Consider the following 19,307-nt stretch of genomic DNA (forward strand, 5'->3'; position numbering starts at 1 on the left):
ACCACACCCAGCTGAATACAAAGTTGAATATAATCGAAGAAGGTCAACACGATGACAGCGAACCAACCAACAGCCATAGACAGTAAGGCTACCGTATTAACCTTGCGCCAAGTTGCTACAACAGCATTAAAAGCTTTACCGCAGCAAGCGCAGACCTTACAGCAGTTATTGTCTCAGCCACAAGGGCTTGATCTAGAGTTCTCAAGGTTTGTGTTGGATAGCCGTCAACTGGCAAGTGCAAATGATGCAGGGTCGAGCGCACCTGCCGCTTTTGTGTTATTAAAAAGCCATACCCAGCCTATCGAAAAGAGCCAGCAGTATGCCAAAGCAGCTTCTAAGCAGGCGGCTTTTATTTTGACTGAGATTGCGCCTGAAGCATTGGAATATAACGCACAAAATACAGATTATGCTTGTCCTGTGCTTTATGTTGCCAATTTGCGTGACATTTTGGGTAGCGTGATTCAGATTAGCCTACTGCCTGCCAGCTCCTTATCTACTATAAATTCTGCTGCTGATATGCTGTCTTTATTACCCCAAGTAATTGCGGTGACCGGCACCAATGGTAAGACTACTATTAGCCAGTTGATTGCACAGCTGTGTCAATTCTCTAACGTGACTCAGTTACAAAATAGCGCGGTGATGGGTACAGCCGGTAATGGTCGCCTAGACAGCTTGGTACAAGCCAGTCACACCACAGGCGATGCGTTAGCAGTGCAAAGCTTCTTGCGTCAAATGCATGATGAAAAAGTGGATGTCTTGGCCCTAGAAGCCAGCTCACACGGCCTAGATCAGCAGCGTTTGCAAGGGGTGCCAGTCACTGTTGCGGTTTATAGCAACCTAAGTCGTGATCATCTGGATTACCACCCAGATATGGAAGACTATGCTAGAGCCAAAGCGCGTCTATTTGATAAAGCCTATTTCCCGCAATTAACTCACGCAATCATTAATGCCGATGATGAATTTGCACCATTGATGATTCAAACTGCAAATAACTCTGGCGTTAAGGTGTGGCTATATAGCTTACAAGCTGATTTCTTAGAAAATAGCAATATAGACTGTGATGCTTATTTTGTCGCTAAAAGTATTGAACCTAGCTTAGGTGGGGTAGAGATAGAGGTTGAAACCAGCTTTGGTCCACTAACCTTGCATAGCCCATTATTGGGCCGCTTTAATGTGGCTAACTTGTTGGCGGCTGTGGCTGGAGCTATGGCACTGGGCATTGAGCTTGAAGCGGTACCAGCATTGGTTGGTCAATTACACGGCGCCAGTGGTCGTATGCAGCGTGTGGCTTTAGATGAGCAAGGCTCACAGCCTGAGCAAGGGGTTTTTGTTGTCGATTATGCGCATACCCCTGATGCGCTGACTCAAGTTTTAACCAGTTTAAAATCGCATTGTAGCGGTAATCTATGGGCCATTTTCGGCTGTGGTGGCGATCGAGACAAGGGCAAGCGTCCGCTTATGGCACAGGCCGGCTTAGCTATGGCGGATAAAGTGGTGCTCACTTCTGATAATCCACGCAGTGAAGACCCAGAGATGATTTTGCAGGATATGCAGCAAGGTATGACTGAGCAGCAACATGCTAAGACCACTGTTATCGCCGATCGCAAACAAGCCATTCAATATGCTGTTGAGCAGGCTACCGCAGAGGATATCGTGGTTATTGCTGGTAAAGGTCATGAGACGTACCAAGAGATTAAAGGCGTGCGCCATGACTTCGATGATCGCTTGGTTTTACAACAAGCCTTGATAGAGGCTAGTAAGAAGGCATAACCAAGCCTTAGCTAATAAATCCTCCTTGTTTTTTTGTTATTTTTATACCCCTACATTCAGATGAGACCTAATCGATGAGCCAATCAACAATAGAGACAGCCCAAAGCCGCGGATTATTTATTTGGACAACTGAGCATCTCAAAGCGGCAACCGCACAGCTTAAAGGTCAGTGGATTGGCTTAGAGACTACAGATAGTGAGCGTCTTACCGCCACCCGCATTACTACTGATACCCGCAAAATTGAAGCCGGCGACATCTATTTAGCCATTGTCGGTGAGAAATTTGATGGGCACAGTTTCGTTGAGACTGCCGTAGAGAAGGGCGCTGTTGCTGCTATTGTCAGCCAGCCTATCACAGATTTAGGGGTACCTCAGTTACAAGTAGAAGACACACGCTTGGCTTTTGGTCAAATCGCCGCCTATCGCCGTCAACAGCATCCCAATCTAAAAGTTATTGCCCTGACCGGATCAAGTGGCAAGACCACAGTGAAAGAAATGCTGCGTCATATCTTTACCCAAGTAGAAGGGCTTCACTCAGCTGAACCAAGCACAACTCTAGTTACCCGTGGCAACCTAAATAATGACTTTGGGGTGCCAATGATGCTGCTTGAGCTTGAACAGCAGCACCGTTATGCGGTGCTTGAGCTGGGCGCCAACCATGTGGGCGAGATTGCTTATACTGCTGCAATGGTCAAGCCGGATGTGGCTTGTATCCTGAATATTGGCACTGCGCATTTGGGCGAGTTCGGTGGCCGTGACAATATTGCTAAGACCAAAGCTGAAATTTATCAGCCGCTAACCGCAGCAAGCACCACAGTTGTACCTTTCGATGATGACTATACCCAGCAGTTAACAGATACTGCCAAAAAGTACACGCCTAATGTGATTCACTTTGGTTGGCAGCAGTTGAGTGATACTGTTCCTAGACAGCCTCAAGTCTATGCCACTGAAGTTGAAACCACAGCACTACAAAGTCATTTTACTCTGCATTTTGAGCTAGATTCAAGCAACACTGTGGCGGAAGTTACCCTACCTATGTCAGGGCAGCATAATGTCAGCAATGCACTGGCTGCCGCCGCTTGTGCATATGCAGCCGGCATACCACCTGAGGTTATTGCCTCAGGATTGAATCAAGCCACTTCAAGTAAAGGCCGCTTAGGAAGACAAACCTTAGGTATGCATCAAATTATTGATGACACGTACAACGCCAACCCCAACTCTATGCGTGCTGCTGCCGATGTATTGGCGGCTCAGTCCGGCTATAAAATCTTAGTGCTGGGTGACATTGGTGAGTTGGGTGAAGCTTCGCGTGACGAGCATAATAAACTGGGTCAAGATATTGCCAACAAGTCAGTGGATTTACTGCTGTGCGCTGGCGAATTTGCCAAGGATACGGTAGCGGGAGCGAAGAGTCAGGGTATGCAGCAGGCGTATCAATTTGAAACTAAAGCAGAGTTGTTACCCAAACTGCAAGCTGTTTTGGCCGAGCAAGATGAACAGCAGCAGCCCTGTACTTTGTTATTTAAAGGATCGCGTAGTACCACCATGGAAACTTTAATTGAAGACTTGCTAAGCGCTGAAGGTTAAGCTAGGCGTTTTTGGGGCAAGAAATTTGTAGGGCAGCATTTGAGGCAGGTAAGAGGGCTTATTATTTTCAGCTAAAGGGCGTAAATGATGTTTACAATGTGCGTTTTTGGTGAAAATTTACATTAATCCTGTTTTTAGCTGTCATTTTTGCGATAATTCGACCCGCTAAGCTTATTTAGGGCTTAAAAAAGAATGGATAGTAGCCGTCACAGTGTTAACTGTGGCTAGGCTATTTTGTTTTTATTGCTAGTTAATTATTGCTATCTAACTATTGCTATTTAATATTTTTAATAAATTTTCAGAAAGTTCATGAGGAGTAGGCGGTGTTATATTGGTTATTTGACAGTTGGTTGAGTCAATTCTACTCACCGTTTTCGGCGGTATCATCACTCACCTTACGGGCGCTACTCACTGTCATAACCTCCCTTGCCTTTAGTATCCTGCTCGGCCCTCGTACCATCGCTTACCTGCGCAGTGTCAAATATGACCAAGCGGTGCGTGATGATGGCCCAAAAACTCACTTAGCAAAAACAGGTACTCCGACCATGGGTGGGGTGCTAATTTTGACCTCCATTGGTTTTTCGACCTTGTGTTGGGCTGATTTGACCAACCCTTATGTATGGATCTTAATGGTGGTTATGGTTATTTTTGGTGCCGTGGGCTGGGCAGATGACTGGCTAAAAATTAAGTACAAAAACCCAAAAGGACTGATTGCCCGTAAGAAGTACTTTTGGTTGTCTGTGGGTGCTTTGTTTGTAGGTAGCTCATTATATTATATTGCTAGCCAGCAGCCTGATCCCATGCAGACCAAAGCCATGGTGGACTTATTGATACCGGTATTTAAAAATCTCTCTATCCCGTTTTCGGCAGTACCTTTTGGTTTGGCATTTATTATTTTCACCTATTTTGTGATTAACGGCTCATCCAACGCAGTCAACCTCACAGATGGTCTTGATGGTCTAGCCATCTTGCCTGTGGTGTTTGTGGCAGCCGGTCTTGGTGTCTTCTCCTATGTTTCTGGTGATGTGATTTTCTCAAACTATTTGCACGTACCTTATATTGCTTATAACTCAGAAGTGACTATTGTTTGTGCGGCTATGATAGGCGCAGGTCTGGGCTTCTTATGGTATAACGCGCATCCAGCACAAGTATTTATGGGTGATGTGGGTGCTCTGGCGCTAGGTGCGATGCTGGGTACCATTGCGGTCATGACCCGTCAAGAGATTGCCTTTGCTATTATGGGCGGTCTGTTTGTCGCGGAAGCGATATCTGTTATGTTACAGGTAGGTTCGTTTAAGCTACGAGGCAAGCGGGTGTTATTGATGGCCCCACTGCATCACCATTTTGAAGAGCTGGGCTGGAAAGAGACCCAAGTTGTGGTGCGCTTTTGGATTGTGGCTATTTTGCTTGTGGTACTGGGCTTGATGACTTTAAAATTACGTTAATAGCGAATCGGCATCACAGCAACTTAGCGCAAATTATGATAAAAGGGTGTCTTTAGGCACCCTTTTTACGTTGATCAGATTTAGGTTTTAGTTAGTCATTAGTTAGCAATTTATCATAGCAGTCACAGGATTTAGCCATGCCAAGCTCTGAGCAAGTCAATACGCAAGCACCACAGTTATTATGTCCCTATTGCCAATCGCCCTTGTTGCCAGATGCCAAGACTTGGCTCTGTGATGGCAATCTAAATGCCAAGGGTACACGCCATCCCTTTGATGTGGCGCGCCAAGGTTATGTCAACTTATTGCCAGTACAAAACAAAAAATCTAAAGATCCCGGTGACAGCCAACAGTCTATCGATGCCCGCCATCGTTTTTTAAGCCAAGGCTTTTATCAGCCCCTGCAGCAACTGATTACAAGTTTGGTTCAAGTTAACTCAGAGCAATCAGCAGGGTCTGCTCACTCGCAATTAAATGCCCAAACTTGGCTGGATGTGGGCTGCGGGGAAGGCTATTACACTGGTGCTATTGCTGAGGCTCTAGCGGCAACAGAGGCTAATAATCCCTGTTTAATCGCACTGGATATCAGCAAGCCGGCGGTTGCTACTACAGCAAGAGTGGCCAAACAAAATCATCAGCTTTGGTATCAAGTTACAGCAAATGAACCGAACACCAAAACCACCGCCATATATCCTATGGTGGCCAGCGCTTCGCATTTACCGCTTGTTGCTAACAGCCTAGATGGCATTAGTACTATTTTTAGTCCGATATTGGTTGAAGAGTTTGCTCGAGTGTTAAGGCCAGGGGGACGACTGCTTATTGCTAAGCCAGATTCTGGACATTTGCAAAGTATGCGCGAGGCATTGTTTGATGAGGTGCGTCCGCATGATTCGGATAAGTTTTTAGAGGAGCTTGCCCCAGATTTTAAGTTGGTTGATAGCCATCAGGTTACTGCTCACTTAACTTTAAACAAACAGTCACTGGCAGATTTACTAACCATGACCCCGTATTCGTACCGAGCTAAAGCTGAAAAGCGTGAGGCTCTTTTGGCATCAGCTGAGAGTCAGCCCTTTCAGACTACCGCCCGCTTTGTGGTTTATGAGTTGGTAAGGGTCTAGATTTGTTTCAATTCAGTCCGAGTATTTTTGAAACCAGTTTGAATATTGGTCTATGTCGTGATTAGGTGAGATACTCAAATTAAATGAATTTTTATCTATAGGACGTCCAGACTCTTTTTGTAGAAAAGCATCTGGAAAATAAAAACAATTAATAGGGCCACTCCATTTTTCCATTACAGTATTTTTCTTGATAAAACGCTTCAACCGACCCCATGTTCTATTAGCCTCATCAGAAGCTGGATATCCAATTGATTTATAATGATTACCTAGCCAACTCAAACAACTTCTGGCTAAAGAGCCTTCTTTTTCACAGCCTAAATCATAGAAATCTAGAGTAATCACTTCTGTACAAGTGACATCTGTCCATGGTCTAATTTGGAATTCATAGATTTGACTTAAATCTAATCCATTAACTTCCCAATGATCATTTTCTGTAACCTGTTTTTCAACGCTCTGATTATCTTCAATTCGAACGATTACGGTAAGAGGTTGACCTTTTATCCAGATCGAATGAGTGCCTTGAGAAATGCTAGATACACGATCTTCAAATTTGAACTTAATAGAGTCTTTTGAAATATCAGTACAGACTATCCACATTAGGTTAGGCTGATCATTGATCCATTCTGTTAAAATATTTATATCACTCTGCGTACTATATAGTATTGTTGCTGGCATAAGTGTTTTCCTATGTTTCTAATCAACGTAGGGTTCGTAGCGTTGAAAAGGCAAAACATTTCGCAAAAAAGATCTTAAATCATAATCCGCCATAGATATTCATTTCATCCACGAGGATGATGAGCCTCATGAAGCTGTTGCAGCCTTGCCGTGGCGACATGGGTATAAATTTGGGTAGTTGATAAGTCACTGTGACCCAATAATAACTGTACACTACGCAGGTCGGCACCATGATTTATTAAATGGGTAGCAAAAGCATGGCGTAAGGTATGCGGGGATAAGTTGCTTTTTAACCATCGCATAGATGGCTTAGAAAGTAATAACTCAAACTACAACTGCTATCAATCCTCTACAAACTAGCAATAACGATAATGCTGCTGGCATAGCCAAGCCTAGCTTAATGGATAGTAGCGTAAATATCAAAAAAAAGGATTGGAGTAAGATAGCAGACGAAACGTTTAGCACACAATCACGCAAACATAATCCCAAGAAAAACATTAGCCGTGTAATCGGTGGGTTAATCAAGGGGATTATGTGATAGTTAAAATTAAATAGTGAAGTATTTTAAATGGTATGTTAAGTTTAGTTAAATATATAAAATGAGTCTATAATTTTGAGTAATAGTGAATTAAAAAATCGCCCTAAATATATCTTTGCTATCTCTTGGCTGTTAACATTTTTTGTTGCAGCTTTAGCGGTTCAGCTTCCACTTATTTATGTGGATAGCTTATCATTATCAGATTTCGTGGTAGTTATTTTCATTCAATCAGTTGTGAGTGCTTACTTATTTTGTAAGGTTTTATTGTTCTTATACCAAGCAACTTCCATACCTTATTATAAAAGCACAATGTATGAAGTGTTGAAAAATAAATGGTGGTTCTCATACAAAGCGACAGTCTTTTTTATCGTAGTATTTGGATTGACGTTTTATAACGAGATAGAAGAAGAAACATTTAGGATTGATGATGCAACCTTTATGTATTTTATGATTCTACTTTCACCATTCATGATGAAGTACGCGGTAAAAGGTAAGGGTTGATGATTAAAGTTAACCATAATATATTGGTCGTAAGTATAGTTTGTTGTTCCGCTTTGATAATGTTTTTTTATTATCAATATAATACGCCTTACAACCAGTGTGTGAGGGTTTTATTAAAAGATAGAGAGCCGAAGTATTTTAATGACAGAAAAGAGGCTTTGTTAGATATCATGAAAACAGGTGATGAAAATAACTATTATAGGTTAATTGATAATTTCGTATACCAACCAGTAGCAAAGGATAAGGTGTTTAATATTAGAGATATTGGTTACGATCAAGTTAAGATAACAAGAAAAGAACGTCTAGAAGAAATAGCTGTAGGCATACATTCATTATGTGCTTATAAGATTTTTAAGTAATATATTCTAATTATGTTGGAATAAATAACACACTGAAACTGGGTGATAACGCCTTTAAATATATAAGACACAACCACCTTAATTGGTGGTTTTTTTTATGCTTAAAAATAAAAGGTACAAAAGATGGATAACCAACAAACAGATATTGCAGAGTTATACAGAAGCAAACAGTACGATATGGATAGTATCTTTGGGCGTATTAAATCTAAAAATAGTAATAGATAAATCTTAAAAGAATCTAGTAGGCAATCAGAGATCGATGCTGTACGCAAAAAGCATGAAGGTACAAAGAAGTGGATGAAAACTCCAAAAGGCAATGACCTAATCTCACTGAACAACAGTGGCTACAAGTGCGTACACTTTTGTTTGTAACGGTTGGTGCGTAAGTCGCACCTTACGCTTGACCATTACATAGAGGGCTTAGAGAAGTGGCGTGCTTTTAAATTGTAGAATTTTTTATACAAATTCTAATGGGTAGACTCTGGCTTCACTGATATTTGGAATGACTGTGCCACTTAAGTAAGCTTTTGCTTTTGTCTCGGGACGAGACACGGACATAGTGCTGCAAAATAGACTGCCTATGACTTGCATATCAGAAAATCCCCTTTAAGGGATTTTCTCTTGCTAAGCTAAAATTGCAGGGCAATTTTTTAACGCTTCTCAACCTCTAGGATGATGAGCCTCATGCAGTTGTTGCAACCTTGCGGTGGCGACATGGGTATAAATCTGCGTGGTCGATAAGTCACTGTGGCCCAATAACAATTGCACACTGCGCAAATCAGCGCCGTGATTGAGCAGATGGGTGGCAAAAGCGTGGCGCAGAGTGTGTGGTGATAAGTCGCTTTCTATGCCGGCTTGTTTGGCGTATTTTTTTAGCATATACCAAAAGTTTTGGCGGGTCATATAACCGCCTTGGGTGGTCAAAAACACCGCTTGGCAGTTGCCAGACTTTAGATGCGCCACCAACTCGCCTCGAGCATGGCTCAAGTAATCATCCAAGGCTTCACTGGCGTATTCGCCCAAAGGCACTAGACGTGTTTTGTTGCCCTTACCGGTGATTTGTAGCCAGCCGGCATTTAAGTTGACCTGCTCAAGAGATAAATTCATCAGCTCACTGACCCGTAAGCCGCAAGCGTAAAGCACCTCTAACATCGCTTTATCACGTAACCCCAGTGCAGTACTGGTGTCGGGGGCTGACAGTAGGTTTTCCACATCGGTTTCGGACAAGTCTTTTGGCAGGGAGCGACCAATCTTTGGGGTTTTAATCCGTTCACACGGGTTGTCTTCACGGCGCTCATTACCCACCATCCACAAGTAGAACTGACGCAGGCTAGAGAGCATACGTGCTTGGGTGCGTGGGGTTTTGCCTTGCTTGTTAAGCGCTGTCAGGCACTGCATGACATCGGTATCCTCCCACAGGGTCAGCGCCTTGGTATTGGTAGTTTCGCAGTGCTTTAAGTCACGCACATAAGCATTACGGGTCCGAGTAGATAGACCGCGCGCCAACATCGCTTGACGAAACTCGGTGATATAGGCTGGCTCGTCATCCACAGCGAGGGCTTTGGGTTGTCTGGGTTGTACGGCGCGATCACGACTCATGGGGCACTCTCAAAACACTTAACGGATAAAAATATAATAGTAACAACAGCTTGGCCATAGAATATAGCACAAAAGCAAGCCACAGTTATGGCACACGCTATGGCCATAGAATCTGGGTTATAAAAAAGAGGTCAAACCCATAAGATGACCTCTTTTTTTGGCAGATTAGGGTTTTATGGTCTAAATGAATTAGCCCTGCTTTTTTTGTACCACATAACGATAAAGCTTATCGGTATGTAGCTCTGGGTCACCGGCAGGGTTGTCTGCTTCTGATTGTGAGACTAGGGTGTGACCTAAGTGACGACAGAAGTTGGGAATATCGCGAGTGGTCGCAGGGTCAGTGGCCAAAATCTCAATATAGTCACCGCCTTCTGCTTTGCGAACGGTGCGGTGCAATAACATCACTGGCTCTGGACAAATCAGGCCTTGGGTGTCTAGGTGATGCTCGATAGGGTGTTCTGGGGTGGTATCAGCAGTGCTCATAATGGATAACTCTTTACAGGTGTATTGTCTATAAATAGGTGATCAAAAAACGGATAATAGCGGACTAACAAGGGACAACGAGGTGTAATCTACAGTCCTTGTCTGTCATCAATAAAGTTAAAAAAGCGCTTAAAGGTGGCCTGAAACCAGTACGCTACGCCAATCCAAGCGGCCATTGCCAGCCACAGCCAGTCTGATAGTGAAAACAACAGACAAACAATGAGCAGTAAGCTGGCACCACCGACACTCATCATCAGCATCGAGGGCTGACTTAAACGATAGCGGTAGACCAAGAAGGCTTGGTATAGGGTAAAAGGTATGGTCAAACCTACCAAAATATAAGGTAAATAGTGAAATAACCAATACATTTGGCCACTGCCATGGAACATCTTTAGGCTCGCTAAAGTACCAAATACCACAAAGGCAAAGATGGCCAACACGATAACCAAGATAGACAGCTTGTTTATCTTTTGTGCATCGCGTAATAGCTTAATGGCCGCAGCAGGAAACCCAGCAATACTTCCCTTAGATGAGGCGGTGGTTGACGGGTTAGGGCGGTTTTCAGTCTCTGTACTCATGGCTTTAGGCTTATAGGTTATTGAGCAATAAAAAAGGGCTAGCGGTTTAATCTTTGGGTGTTGGCTATAACGCACTTAGTCTGCTTTATAAGTGGCAATGTCTTCGGCATGATCAGGATTGGCCAAGTAGCTTTGTAATAATAGGCAAGCAGAAATATCATCAATAGGATCCCGCTCATTCTTTATTAGGCCAAGCTCCCAAGCCATCTCACGCGCCTCTATTGAGGTGAGGCGCTCATCAAATAATTGCACCGGCACATGAATACGCTGCTCCATCAGGCGATGTGCCAAGCGGCGAGCAAACTTGTGTGCCCGCTTGGCAATCATTGAGCTGCTACCGTCCATATTTAGCGGCAGACCTACCACCACCCGGCCAATTTTCCAGGTATCGATTATGCCCAGTAGATTGTCCCAATCAGCGGGCTGGCCGTTATTCATTGCTAGGATATCAAAGGGGCGTGCGTCTTGGGTAACGGTATTGCCCAAAGCCATGCCCATCTTTTTAACGCCATAATCTAGGCCTAAAAGTACGGTTTGCTCAGGGCGGGCAGCTTCAATGTTAACTTCTTTAGAGTTTAAATTCTCATTATTTGGCATAGATACAATTATCGCTTAATCGGCAAATTTATTATTAGTCAGGGCTAGATAACCCTAACTTAATTAGCGGGTAGACTTAGTTACAGAGAGGGCCAATAGACGAGAACTGGAGACTCGGCGGTAACCCAATCAAAGACAATACAATACTAGGCATGACCTATGTCATCACTTAAAAAGTCCAAATCCACTCCAATTTTCTGAGCAGCATGGCGCCAACGCTCTTCAAAAGGTATCTCAAATAACAAAGACAAGTCGCCCGGGCTGACCAACCAATCGCCTTGGTTAATCTCTTTTTCTAACTGCCCTTTAAACCAGCTGGCATGACCTAGGCACAGGTGGTAATGACCGACGCCTTCTCCGGCGGCAATTCTTACTAAGATATCCTTACTGGTGGTAATGCACACATTCTCAGAGATAGCGAAAGAGGAGGCCCAAGTGGGTTGACCGGTGTGCAGCACAAATCCCACCTCGGGAAAAACTGGGCCACCGTCTAAGGCCAAGTCCTGCATTACCGACTGATCACTAACGTCAATGTCTAAGTTTTCGAGCAGTTGACCCACGCGCGCCTCTAAGATAGGGCGATTGACAACCAATCCCAGAACGCCATGTTTGTCATGACGACAGATATAGACCAGCGTCTGCGCAAAGCGCTCATCTGGCATATTGGGAGAAGCTATTAGGAAATGATGGGTCAAATTATCAAGGGTCATAGATTTGGCAAACTTACTAGTAAATAAATGGGAATCAGGGAACTATTAATATGGGGGCAAGCACAATTAAAGCAACGCTTACTATATTAAAGCAACGAGACTATAGGTGGCCCCTCTACCATAGTTACCACCGAGTTAGCAGTCAATATGCTTTTGAGCAGCAAGTGCTACCAAAGGTTAGCTATTTATTGACATCAGCTATTTATTGACATCAGCAAGTAGACTGCGGGCATGCTCACGGGTCACCTCAGTGATATTTACTCCGCCAGACATACGGGCCAACTCATCAACTTGAGCTTCATTCTCAATGACATTGATTTGGCTAGTGGTTTGGCCTTCATCAGTGTCATGATGTTTTTGCACTAAAATGTGTTGATGCGCTTGAGCCGCTACTTGAGCTTGGTGGGTAATGGCCAATAACTGGCGGTGTGTCCCTAGTTGGCGTAGCAATTCACCCACCACTTGTGCTGTACCCCCACTAATCCCAACATCCACCTCATCAAATACCAGCATAGGCTCAGAGATGTTTGCGTCCGTTTCAGTAGTGTCTGCTTGGTTAGGCTGCTGATTGTGCGTCGCCAATAGCACCTGCATGACCAATGCCATACGCGATAACTCACCTCCGGAGGCAATTTTGTACAAAGGTTGCATTGGCATACCAACGTTGGCACTGAACATCAGCTCAATGTCATGCTTGCCTTGGGCGTTATAATTTTCAGCCGCTCTTTCGGTAAATACAAATTCACAGCGAGCGTTCGGTAGAGCTAAAGGTTGCAGCTGAGCTACTAACTCTGCACTGATACTGGGCGCTACTTGTTGACGTACTGTCCCAAGCTCAGTGGCTAAAGCAGTAAAGTCCTGCCAAGCATCGTTAATTTGGGCCTCTAACACTTCAGAGGTGGGCTGATTTACTAGATTATCCAGCTCCTCTTGCCAGACTTGGGCCTCTTCGACTAAGTTAATCGCAGGCAAGCCATGTTTGCGTGACAGGCGATGCCCTAAGCTGATTAAAGTATTAAGCTCTTCAAGACGTTCAGGGTCAGGCAGTTGCTGTTCGGCGTAATCTGCCAGCAAGCCCACAGCCTCACTGACATGTTGCTGGGCTAAATACAAAGACTCACTGGCTTGGCTGAAGGTGGCACTCACCTCAGATTGATTTTCACAAAGACGAATGGCCTTACCGAGTAAATCCATCGCATCTGGATCATCTGAGTCATTGTCCAACAGCTGAACCGCATGACTGGCCTCAAGCATCAAAGCTTCTAAGTTAGACAGCTCGTCATGTTCTGCCTCGATTTGCTCATAATCGACGGCCAATAAAGGGGAGATATCTGCCAATTGGCTATTTAGCAGCTCAATGCGATCATTACGATGGGCTTCTTTGGCGGCGATCTCTTCGGCTTGACGCTTAAGTCTTTGATAGGCTTTATAAGCCTGCTCGGTCTGATTTGCCAAGGGTTGCAAGCCGGCAATACTGTCCAGCCACTCCACCACGAAGGAGGGCTTTAATAAGGCTTGCTGAGCGTGCTGGCTGTGAATATTGACCAGCATCGAGCCTAATTCTTTTAATTCAGTCAGACTAACAGGAGCGCCGTTTAGCCAAGCTTTGGAGCGGCCATTACTACTTAATTGGCGACGAATCAAAACCTCACTCTCGAACTCGCGGTCATGACTTTCGAACCATTGGCGTACTGCAGCGGCGGTGTTGGTATTGTGAGTCGACGCGCTACTAGCATCTACAGCAAATTCAAATTGAGCGTAGATGTCTGCATGGTCCTTACCATGACGAACCATACTGGTATCGGCACGCCCGCCTATACATAAGGATAAGGCATCTAGCAGTAATGATTTACCAGCACCGGTCTCTCCGGTAATGACATTGAAACCGTCGTAGAATGACAGCTCGTGATGGTTAATTAAGGCGAAGTTTTGCAGTGTCAGAGAAGTTAGCATCAGCAATCTCGATAGGGGTGTTTATTAGAAAAAAAACACTAAAAAACGGACAAAAATAGTATCAGTATCGTATCGCTATGACCGCTTAAAAGCAAATAAGGCAATAGGGTTGTTGCGATTAGTTTTTCACTTTATTACGACTATAAAATTGCATAGCCGTTAAGTGTAGCTGGATATATAAAGCCATTTTAATATTAATACAAGCTTTATTGTAGATAACTAAAGTGACAGGTATTGATTATAAAGTGATTTATTTTTGTCACAAAAGTCAAATCTCTGAGTGTGCAAAAAGTATGTGAATAAAAAAGTAAGTCACTGATATAATGCTAAAACGCCTATACCAAAGCCTAATGAAGATTTGGAATAGCTGATATTTAAAAAACATCTGCCATGTCACAATCATTTTAGTAATATTGTGGTAGCATTGAATAACAAAAAAGTAGCATCCAAAAGTAGGGCTGTAAGTTGAACGCTAACTGATTTCTAGCCCATGACTATTATTAAGTAGACTAAGATTGAGGAAGTCATCATGACGACGACTTATGACCAGGTTTCTGTCGTAAAAAACGCCACTATCTCTTATGATGGCAGGTGTAGTAGCCATACAGTATTATTTGAAGATGGCAGCAAAAAAATGCTTGGTGTCATCTTACCTTGTGACGAGCATGTCCGTGAATATGAGTTTGCTACTCATACTTCGGAGAGAATGGAGATCACCAGTGGTGAGTGTGAAGTGAAGATTACCGGTGAAGAGGATTTTACCTATTATCGTGCCGGTCAAGCTTTTGTGGTGGCAGGAGACAGTAGCTTCACTTTGCGTACCGACCAAATTGTACAGTATATCTGTCATCTTGAAGGTTAAATACTGTCATCTTGAAGGCTAACCAAAAGATAGATCAGGGCGGTTAAATCTATTCGATAATTGCCAGCAACAAAAAGCTTAACTGGGTTAATCAGTTCAGATTTTGGTTAAATTTTCTTATGATATTTAGAGCACCCACAGTGTATACTTTGGGTGCTTCCGTGTCTTATGGCTATCTCTGCGGCCACTGACCCGCTTCAAGGGTGTCTTCCTCATATTCACTGCAAAGTAAACTTAGGCGTAGTAAACTAAATACAGCTCTAGTTATGTTATTTTTCTATAATTTTACTTATACCCATATCTCAGTTATATAAAAACTTCACCGATATAAAAACAGCTAAAAGGTTATTTTATGGCAAAGCCAGTTCATTTTTATGGAATTCATGCTATCCATGCTTTGTTGACTCATCGTCCTACCGATGCCATGGCATTATTTGTGCAACAAGGTCGCAGTGCTAAAGAGGGGGGTCAACACAACTCAGAAGAAGAAGCTGATTCTACTTTTGAAGAGATTTTGCAGCTTGCGGAACAAATGGGTGTAAGCATTCAACAAGCCAGCCGAGACAAGCTAACCGCTCTATGTGGCAGCCCTCAACATCAGGGCGTGGTGCTTAATGCCCGTCCGCTAGCGATGGCCGATGAAGGCGAGATTGCAACTATTGCAAAATCAGAGGATGCTTTATTTTTGGTACTGGATCAAATTACCGATGCGCATAACTTAGGCGCTTGTTTGCGTACAGCGGCGGCTATGGGCGTAGATGCGGTTATCTGTCCTAAGCATCATTCAGCTAGCCTTACGCCCACAGTGGCCAAGGTCTCAGTGGGAGCGATGGAGATTATGCCAGTGATTGCGGTCACTAACTTGGCCCGCTGTATTGAAAACTTAAAGCAAGCCGGGGTGTTTGTTTACGGTACGGCACTAGATGAGACCGCCAAAGCCTTACCTGATGTGGATTTAAAAGGCAAAGTAGCGATTATTATGGGATCAGAGGGTGAGGGTATGCGCCGCTTGACCACAGAGCGCTGCGATGAGCTGGTTTATATTCCTATGAGTGGCAATAAGCATGGCTCATTACAAAGCCTAAATGTGAGCGTGGCCACAGGTATGGTGCTGTATGAGGTGAGCCGTCAGCGCCACCAAGCCTAGGGTAAAGAAAATAAGATAAAATAAAATAAGCAGTTTTAGATAAAGCTGCTGCTGGCAACCCGTTTTTAGGGCCAAAAAAAGAGCGATTGATCATCGCTCTTTTTCATGGGCTCTTTTTTTGGCTGTTACTTAATTTATATTGGCACTGATTTTATCAGTAGCGTGGCATTTTTCTAAACGCCAAATAGCTTTCGTGCAAAGGCTCAAGCTGCGCATGTAGCTGGGCTAAATCACCATTATTACAGACCACATCGTCGGCCTGTTCAACTCTGGCTTTTCGGGATAGCTGATTGGCCATGATTGCTTTAATTTTTTCAACGCTCTGAGTGTCGCGGCGGCTGGCACGTTTTAGCTGGGTTTCCTCACTGGCATCTACTACCAATACTCTATCACACAAAGACACCAGCCCTGCCTCATAGCTTTCAAACAATAAAGGCGCTGATAAAATGGCATAAGCAGACTTTACTTGATTGAGCTGATTTTTAATTTCTTGACGAATGGCGGGGTGGGTAATGGACTCTAAGGTCAACAAAGCTTTGTCATTTTCAAAAACATGATCACGGACCGCGCGGCGATCCATCTCCCCGTTTTTATCTAGCACCCAGTCTCCAAAGGCTTCGACCAGCTTTTGTAGAGCAGGACTGCCTTTTTTCATGATCTGGTGTCCCACCACATCTGCATCCACCACGTCTATCCCTTTTGCCGCGAACCAGTCTGATACAGCGGTCTTGCCACTACCTATACCTCCAGTTAAGCCAATAATAGGGGTATTTACATAAAAAGTTTGGAACTTTTGCGGCGGGTCAATCTCGTGCTCATCTTGTTGACTATCGGGGTGTGACAGTGAGTGGGTGTGATTGTCGTATGTCATATCAATACCTTAAAACACGTGCTTTTGAGAATTAAACGGGGAAGGTGAGAGTGGCTAGCCGGAACTCCTACGCCGCATATTTGAGCTTGCGCTCAAAATTAGGCTATAAATGAAGTGCGCTGAAAGTTAGGCCATAAAAAAACATATAACCGCTAAAGTTAGCATGTTCTGAAAATTGTTTTGTATTAATTACTGTGCTTAATCTCAGTGCGCTAGTAACCAAAGCAGAGGCAATCCAATTAAATGGCAGAACGATCAGTTACTGGGCTTGGCTAATGAAGATACCACTGTATAAGCGAGTGTCCGTATAGTAGCGCCACCATACCCGCAATGGCTAGGTAGGGACCAAAGGCAAAAGGACGACTTTCGGCTCGCTTACGCATTAAGATGATACCAATAATAGAACCGAGAAGCGAAGATAGCAAGATGATAAACGGTAGTAGCATAGGGCCCAACCAAGCCCCTAGTGCTGCCAATAACTTAAAATCTCCTTCACCCATACCTTGTTTTTTGGTAAAAATATAAAAGATTTTGACCACAGCCCATAAGCTGAAATAGCCTAGCAGCAAGCCCCATATAGACTCAGAGGCGGTCACGAATAGCGAATTGCTATTGACTGCCAAACCCAAAGCCATCAAAGGAAAGGTTAGCTTATCGGGCAAATACTGACTGATAAGGTCAATACCAGTCAGGGCAATTAGAATCCAGACAAAAATCAAAGCAAATAGACCCTGTGCCGTTACCCCGAATCGATAGATGACCAACATGGACAGCAGTGCTGTGCTTATTTCAATCAAAGGATAACGCCAGTGAATTTTCTGACCACAGGCATAGCATTTACCGCCCAAAGCTATCCAGCTGAATAAAGGGATATTGTGATACCAACGCAGTGGCTGCTGACAGTAAGGACAATGGGAGGCGGGAGCTGCTAGCGACAGCGGGGTGTCTTGTGCCACAATTTGTGCCACAGGCTGTAATAAATGGGGTGCAATGTCTGACTGAGATTGGAGGAGCTGAACTGAGCCCACTCGCCACTGCTGCATCATAATCTTTGGGGTGCGATAAATGAGCACATTTAGAAAACTACCGACACATAGTCCTAGCAGCGCAAAGATGAGCAGTGCTGCTGCTAAGCTGTGTTGAAGGGTTTCAATAAACTGCCAAACCTGCATGAGATAGCCTATAAAAAGTAATCCAAAAAAGACTGTAAATAACCATAAAACAAATCTGCTGCAACTTGCTAGCCAATAACAGACCCAAGCTGAAAGATAGGCAGGTACATAGCAATGACCAGACCGCCTATGAGTAATCCTAAAACCACCATGATGACTGGTTCCATCAAGCTGGTTAGCCCCTCAACTGCATTGTCTACTTCATTTTCATAGTATACGGCGACTTTGTCTAACATTTCATCCAAGCAGCCCGAGTGCTCGCCAATACTAACCATTTGAATGGCCAATGTGGGGAATAACTGGCTACTGAGCATGGCAGAGTTTAACGGTTGGCCGGTGGCAACGTCTTGTCTGATTTGCTGAGTGGCTTGGAAGAATACTTGATTGTCAGTCGCCGCTGCAGTGGAATCCAAAGCTTGCAGTAAGGGTACGCCAGCTGCATAGGTGGTGGCCAAGGTACGACAAAACCTAGCAATAATAGCTTGGTAGGTAATAGCGCCCACTACCGGTAGTTTTAATAGGGTGCGGTCTATAAAGCCGACAAACTTGGGACTGTTATTTTTGGCATGGAAAAAACCAATAACTGCTAATACGTTAAGTGCTAATAACAGTGCCCACCAACGCTGTAAAGCACTAGAAATAGAAACCACAAACTGGGTAAAAGGAGGCAGCTCAGAGCCAAAAGACGCAAATAGATCGCTAAATACCGGTACCACTTTTAATAACAAAATTAAACTGACTGTCATTGCCACAAGAATCACCGCAATAGGGTATTTGATGGCCTTTTTTATTTTGCTTTTTAGTTGTTCGCTTTTTTCTTTATAAGTGGCGATACGCTGTAACATGATATCTAGTGAGCCTGAGTATTCACCGGCTTCAATTAAAGCACAAAATAAACTGTCAAATTGCTTGGGGTGTTGGCTTAAAGCACTAGCAAGTGGGGTACCTGATTCGACACTGAGTTTAAGGCTAGTAACCAGCTTAATCATACTTGGTTTGGTTAAGGACTCGATGACAATGGTTAGTGCTTGTAATAAAGGCACGCCTGCCTTAGTCATAGTGGCCAGCTGGCGGGCAAATATAGCGATATCTAACGGTTTTATCTTTCTATGCCAGCTAATCAGTGGCTTGGATTTGCGCCGAATTCTAGTTGCCACAATACCTTGTTTGCGTAACTGTGCCTTGGCAATCGGTAAACTGCTACTGCTCAGCTCCCCAGTGATACTTTGTCCATGACGATCAGTGCCGTGATACACAAAATCAAATAAGGTGTCATTTTTTTCACGTTTCACCGCTTGTCCTTTAAGGTTTAGGTGTTACTTAAGGTTTAGATGCTACTGAACTTA

Annotated in this window: 18 protein-coding genes and 1 pseudogene; 8 read left to right on the forward strand and 11 right to left on the reverse strand. The window is 43.9% G+C overall.

Annotated elements, in window-relative coordinates; genetic code table 11:
* Positions 1–51: 51 nt before the first annotated feature.
* The 4 genes from G561_RS0103930 to G561_RS0103945 all read left to right on the forward strand — a co-directional run bounded on the left by G561_RS0103930 (position 52) and on the right by G561_RS0103945 (position 5,916).
* Positions 52–1,770, forward strand: a complete 1,719-nt coding sequence (locus tag G561_RS0103930; protein ID WP_028858385.1) for a UDP-N-acetylmuramoyl-L-alanyl-D-glutamate--2,6-diaminopimelate ligase — start codon at positions 52–54, stop codon at positions 1,768–1,770.
* A 74-nt stretch (positions 1,771–1,844) separates the two neighbouring features.
* A complete protein-coding gene (locus G561_RS0103935; protein WP_028858386.1) occupies positions 1,845–3,356 on the forward strand; it encodes a UDP-N-acetylmuramoyl-tripeptide--D-alanyl-D-alanine ligase in 1,512 nt (503 codons plus the stop codon).
* 323 nt (positions 3,357–3,679) lie between these two features.
* Positions 3,680–4,801, forward strand: coding sequence for a phospho-N-acetylmuramoyl-pentapeptide-transferase (mraY, locus tag G561_RS0103940; RefSeq protein ID WP_028858387.1), 1,122 nt, complete (start codon positions 3,680–3,682; stop codon positions 4,799–4,801).
* A gap of 137 nt (positions 4,802–4,938) precedes the next feature.
* A complete protein-coding gene (locus tag G561_RS0103945; RefSeq protein ID WP_028858388.1) occupies positions 4,939–5,916 on the forward strand; it encodes a putative RNA methyltransferase in 978 nt (325 codons plus the stop codon).
* 12 nt (positions 5,917–5,928) lie between these two features.
* Here G561_RS0103945 and G561_RS0103950 read toward each other — a convergent pair whose 3' ends face one another.
* Positions 5,929–6,591: a hypothetical protein gene (locus G561_RS0103950; protein ID WP_028858389.1), complete on the reverse strand. Its 663-nt coding sequence runs from the start codon at positions 6,589–6,591 to the stop codon at positions 5,929–5,931.
* Between the two features lie 104 nt (positions 6,592–6,695).
* Positions 6,696–6,884 (reverse strand): annotated as a pseudogene (locus tag G561_RS0103955) (tyrosine-type recombinase/integrase); the annotation flags it as partial.
* 320 nt (positions 6,885–7,204) lie between these two features.
* Between G561_RS0103955 and G561_RS0103960 the strand changes: the two are divergent.
* On the forward strand, positions 7,205–7,630 hold the full coding sequence (locus G561_RS0103960) for a hypothetical protein (protein WP_028858391.1): 426 nt from the start codon (positions 7,205–7,207) through the stop codon (positions 7,628–7,630).
* Entirely contained in the window at positions 7,630–7,989 is a 360-nt protein-coding gene (locus tag G561_RS0103965) for a hypothetical protein (protein ID WP_028858392.1), read from the forward strand. The genes G561_RS0103960 and G561_RS0103965 overlap by 1 nt, the downstream gene beginning before the upstream one ends.
* A gap of 660 nt (positions 7,990–8,649) precedes the next feature.
* On the opposite strand, the gene xerD is transcribed toward G561_RS0103965, so the two are convergent.
* The 6 genes from xerD to recN form a co-directional block, all read right to left on the reverse strand.
* Positions 8,650–9,588, reverse strand: coding sequence for a site-specific tyrosine recombinase XerD (gene xerD, locus G561_RS0103975; RefSeq protein ID WP_028858393.1), 939 nt, complete (start codon positions 9,586–9,588; stop codon positions 8,650–8,652).
* A 189-nt stretch (positions 9,589–9,777) separates the two neighbouring features.
* The gene (gene tusA, locus G561_RS0103980; protein WP_028858394.1) at positions 9,778–10,071 is read right to left on the reverse strand and encodes a sulfurtransferase TusA; all 294 of its coding nucleotides are present in this window, start codon (positions 10,069–10,071) and stop codon (positions 9,778–9,780) included.
* Positions 10,072–10,160: 89 nt separating this feature from the next.
* Positions 10,161–10,649, reverse strand: a complete 489-nt coding sequence (locus tag G561_RS0103985; RefSeq protein WP_037031617.1) for a hypothetical protein — start codon at positions 10,647–10,649, stop codon at positions 10,161–10,163.
* A gap of 75 nt (positions 10,650–10,724) precedes the next feature.
* Positions 10,725–11,246: a Holliday junction resolvase RuvX gene (ruvX, locus tag G561_RS0103990; RefSeq protein WP_051584355.1), complete on the reverse strand. Its 522-nt coding sequence runs from the start codon at positions 11,244–11,246 to the stop codon at positions 10,725–10,727.
* 146 nt (positions 11,247–11,392) lie between these two features.
* Positions 11,393–11,956, reverse strand: coding sequence for a YqgE/AlgH family protein (locus G561_RS0103995; RefSeq protein WP_028858397.1), 564 nt, complete (start codon positions 11,954–11,956; stop codon positions 11,393–11,395).
* 198 nt (positions 11,957–12,154) lie between these two features.
* Positions 12,155–13,909, reverse strand: a complete 1,755-nt coding sequence (gene recN / locus G561_RS0104000) for a DNA repair protein RecN (protein ID WP_028858398.1) — start codon at positions 13,907–13,909, stop codon at positions 12,155–12,157.
* Between the two features lie 529 nt (positions 13,910–14,438).
* Between recN and G561_RS0104005 the strand changes: the two genes are divergently transcribed.
* Positions 14,439–14,771: a pyrimidine/purine nucleoside phosphorylase gene (locus G561_RS0104005; RefSeq protein ID WP_028858399.1), complete on the forward strand. Its 333-nt coding sequence runs from the start codon at positions 14,439–14,441 to the stop codon at positions 14,769–14,771.
* A 352-nt stretch (positions 14,772–15,123) separates the two neighbouring features.
* The gene (gene rlmB / locus G561_RS0104010; RefSeq protein ID WP_028858400.1) at positions 15,124–15,918 is read left to right on the forward strand and encodes a 23S rRNA (guanosine(2251)-2'-O)-methyltransferase RlmB; all 795 of its coding nucleotides are present in this window, start codon (positions 15,124–15,126) and stop codon (positions 15,916–15,918) included.
* A 154-nt stretch (positions 15,919–16,072) separates the two neighbouring features.
* Here the strand turns inward: rlmB and coaE are convergent, their stop codons facing one another.
* The 3 genes from coaE to G561_RS0104025 all read right to left on the reverse strand — a co-directional run bounded on the left by coaE (position 16,073) and on the right by G561_RS0104025 (position 19,253).
* Positions 16,073–16,789, reverse strand: coding sequence for a dephospho-CoA kinase (gene coaE / locus G561_RS0104015; protein WP_081794363.1), 717 nt, complete (start codon positions 16,787–16,789; stop codon positions 16,073–16,075).
* 272 nt (positions 16,790–17,061) lie between these two features.
* Positions 17,062–17,961 (reverse strand): prepilin peptidase, encoded by a 900-nt coding sequence (locus tag G561_RS0104020; RefSeq protein ID WP_028858402.1) that lies wholly within the window; start codon positions 17,959–17,961, stop codon positions 17,062–17,064.
* A gap of 68 nt (positions 17,962–18,029) precedes the next feature.
* Positions 18,030–19,253, reverse strand: coding sequence for a type II secretion system F family protein (locus tag G561_RS0104025; RefSeq protein WP_028858403.1), 1,224 nt, complete (start codon positions 19,251–19,253; stop codon positions 18,030–18,032).
* Positions 19,254–19,307 lie beyond the last annotated feature (54 nt).

This window comes from Psychrobacter phenylpyruvicus DSM 7000 = NBRC 102152 (genome assembly GCF_000685805.1).
GTDB lineage: Bacteria > Pseudomonadota > Gammaproteobacteria > Pseudomonadales > Moraxellaceae > Psychrobacter > Psychrobacter phenylpyruvicus.

Bases quoted from the DNA above. Each gene is read 5' to 3' on its own strand.
- G561_RS0103950 (WP_028858389.1), bottom strand. From the start codon at position 6,591: ATGCCAGCAACAATACTATATAGTACGCAGAGTGATATAAATATTTTA.
- G561_RS0104005 (WP_028858399.1), top strand. From the start codon at position 14,439: ATGACGACGACTTATGACCAGGTTTCTGTCGTAAAAAACGCCACTATC.
- G561_RS0104020 (WP_028858402.1), bottom strand. From the start codon at position 17,961: ATGCAGGTTTGGCAGTTTATTGAAACCCTTCAACACAGCTTAGCAGCA.
- G561_RS0103985 (WP_037031617.1), bottom strand. From the start codon at position 10,649: ATGAGTACAGAGACTGAAAACCGCCCTAACCCGTCAACCACCGCCTCA.
- tusA (WP_028858394.1), bottom strand. From the start codon at position 10,071: ATGAGCACTGCTGATACCACCCCAGAACACCCTATCGAGCATCACCTA.
- G561_RS0103930 (WP_028858385.1), top strand. From the start codon at position 52: ATGACAGCGAACCAACCAACAGCCATAGACAGTAAGGCTACCGTATTA.
- recN (WP_028858398.1), bottom strand. From the start codon at position 13,909: ATGCTAACTTCTCTGACACTGCAAAACTTCGCCTTAATTAACCATCAC.
- G561_RS0103965 (WP_028858392.1), top strand. From the start codon at position 7,630: ATGATTAAAGTTAACCATAATATATTGGTCGTAAGTATAGTTTGTTGT.
- G561_RS0103935 (WP_028858386.1), top strand. From the start codon at position 1,845: ATGAGCCAATCAACAATAGAGACAGCCCAAAGCCGCGGATTATTTATT.
- xerD (WP_028858393.1), bottom strand. From the start codon at position 9,588: ATGAGTCGTGATCGCGCCGTACAACCCAGACAACCCAAAGCCCTCGCT.
- G561_RS0103995 (WP_028858397.1), bottom strand. From the start codon at position 11,956: ATGACCCTTGATAATTTGACCCATCATTTCCTAATAGCTTCTCCCAAT.
- coaE (WP_081794363.1), bottom strand. From the start codon at position 16,789: ATGACATACGACAATCACACCCACTCACTGTCACACCCCGATAGTCAA.
- ruvX (WP_051584355.1), bottom strand. From the start codon at position 11,246: ATGCCAAATAATGAGAATTTAAACTCTAAAGAAGTTAACATTGAAGCT.
- rlmB (WP_028858400.1), top strand. From the start codon at position 15,124: ATGGCAAAGCCAGTTCATTTTTATGGAATTCATGCTATCCATGCTTTG.
- G561_RS0103945 (WP_028858388.1), top strand. From the start codon at position 4,939: ATGCCAAGCTCTGAGCAAGTCAATACGCAAGCACCACAGTTATTATGT.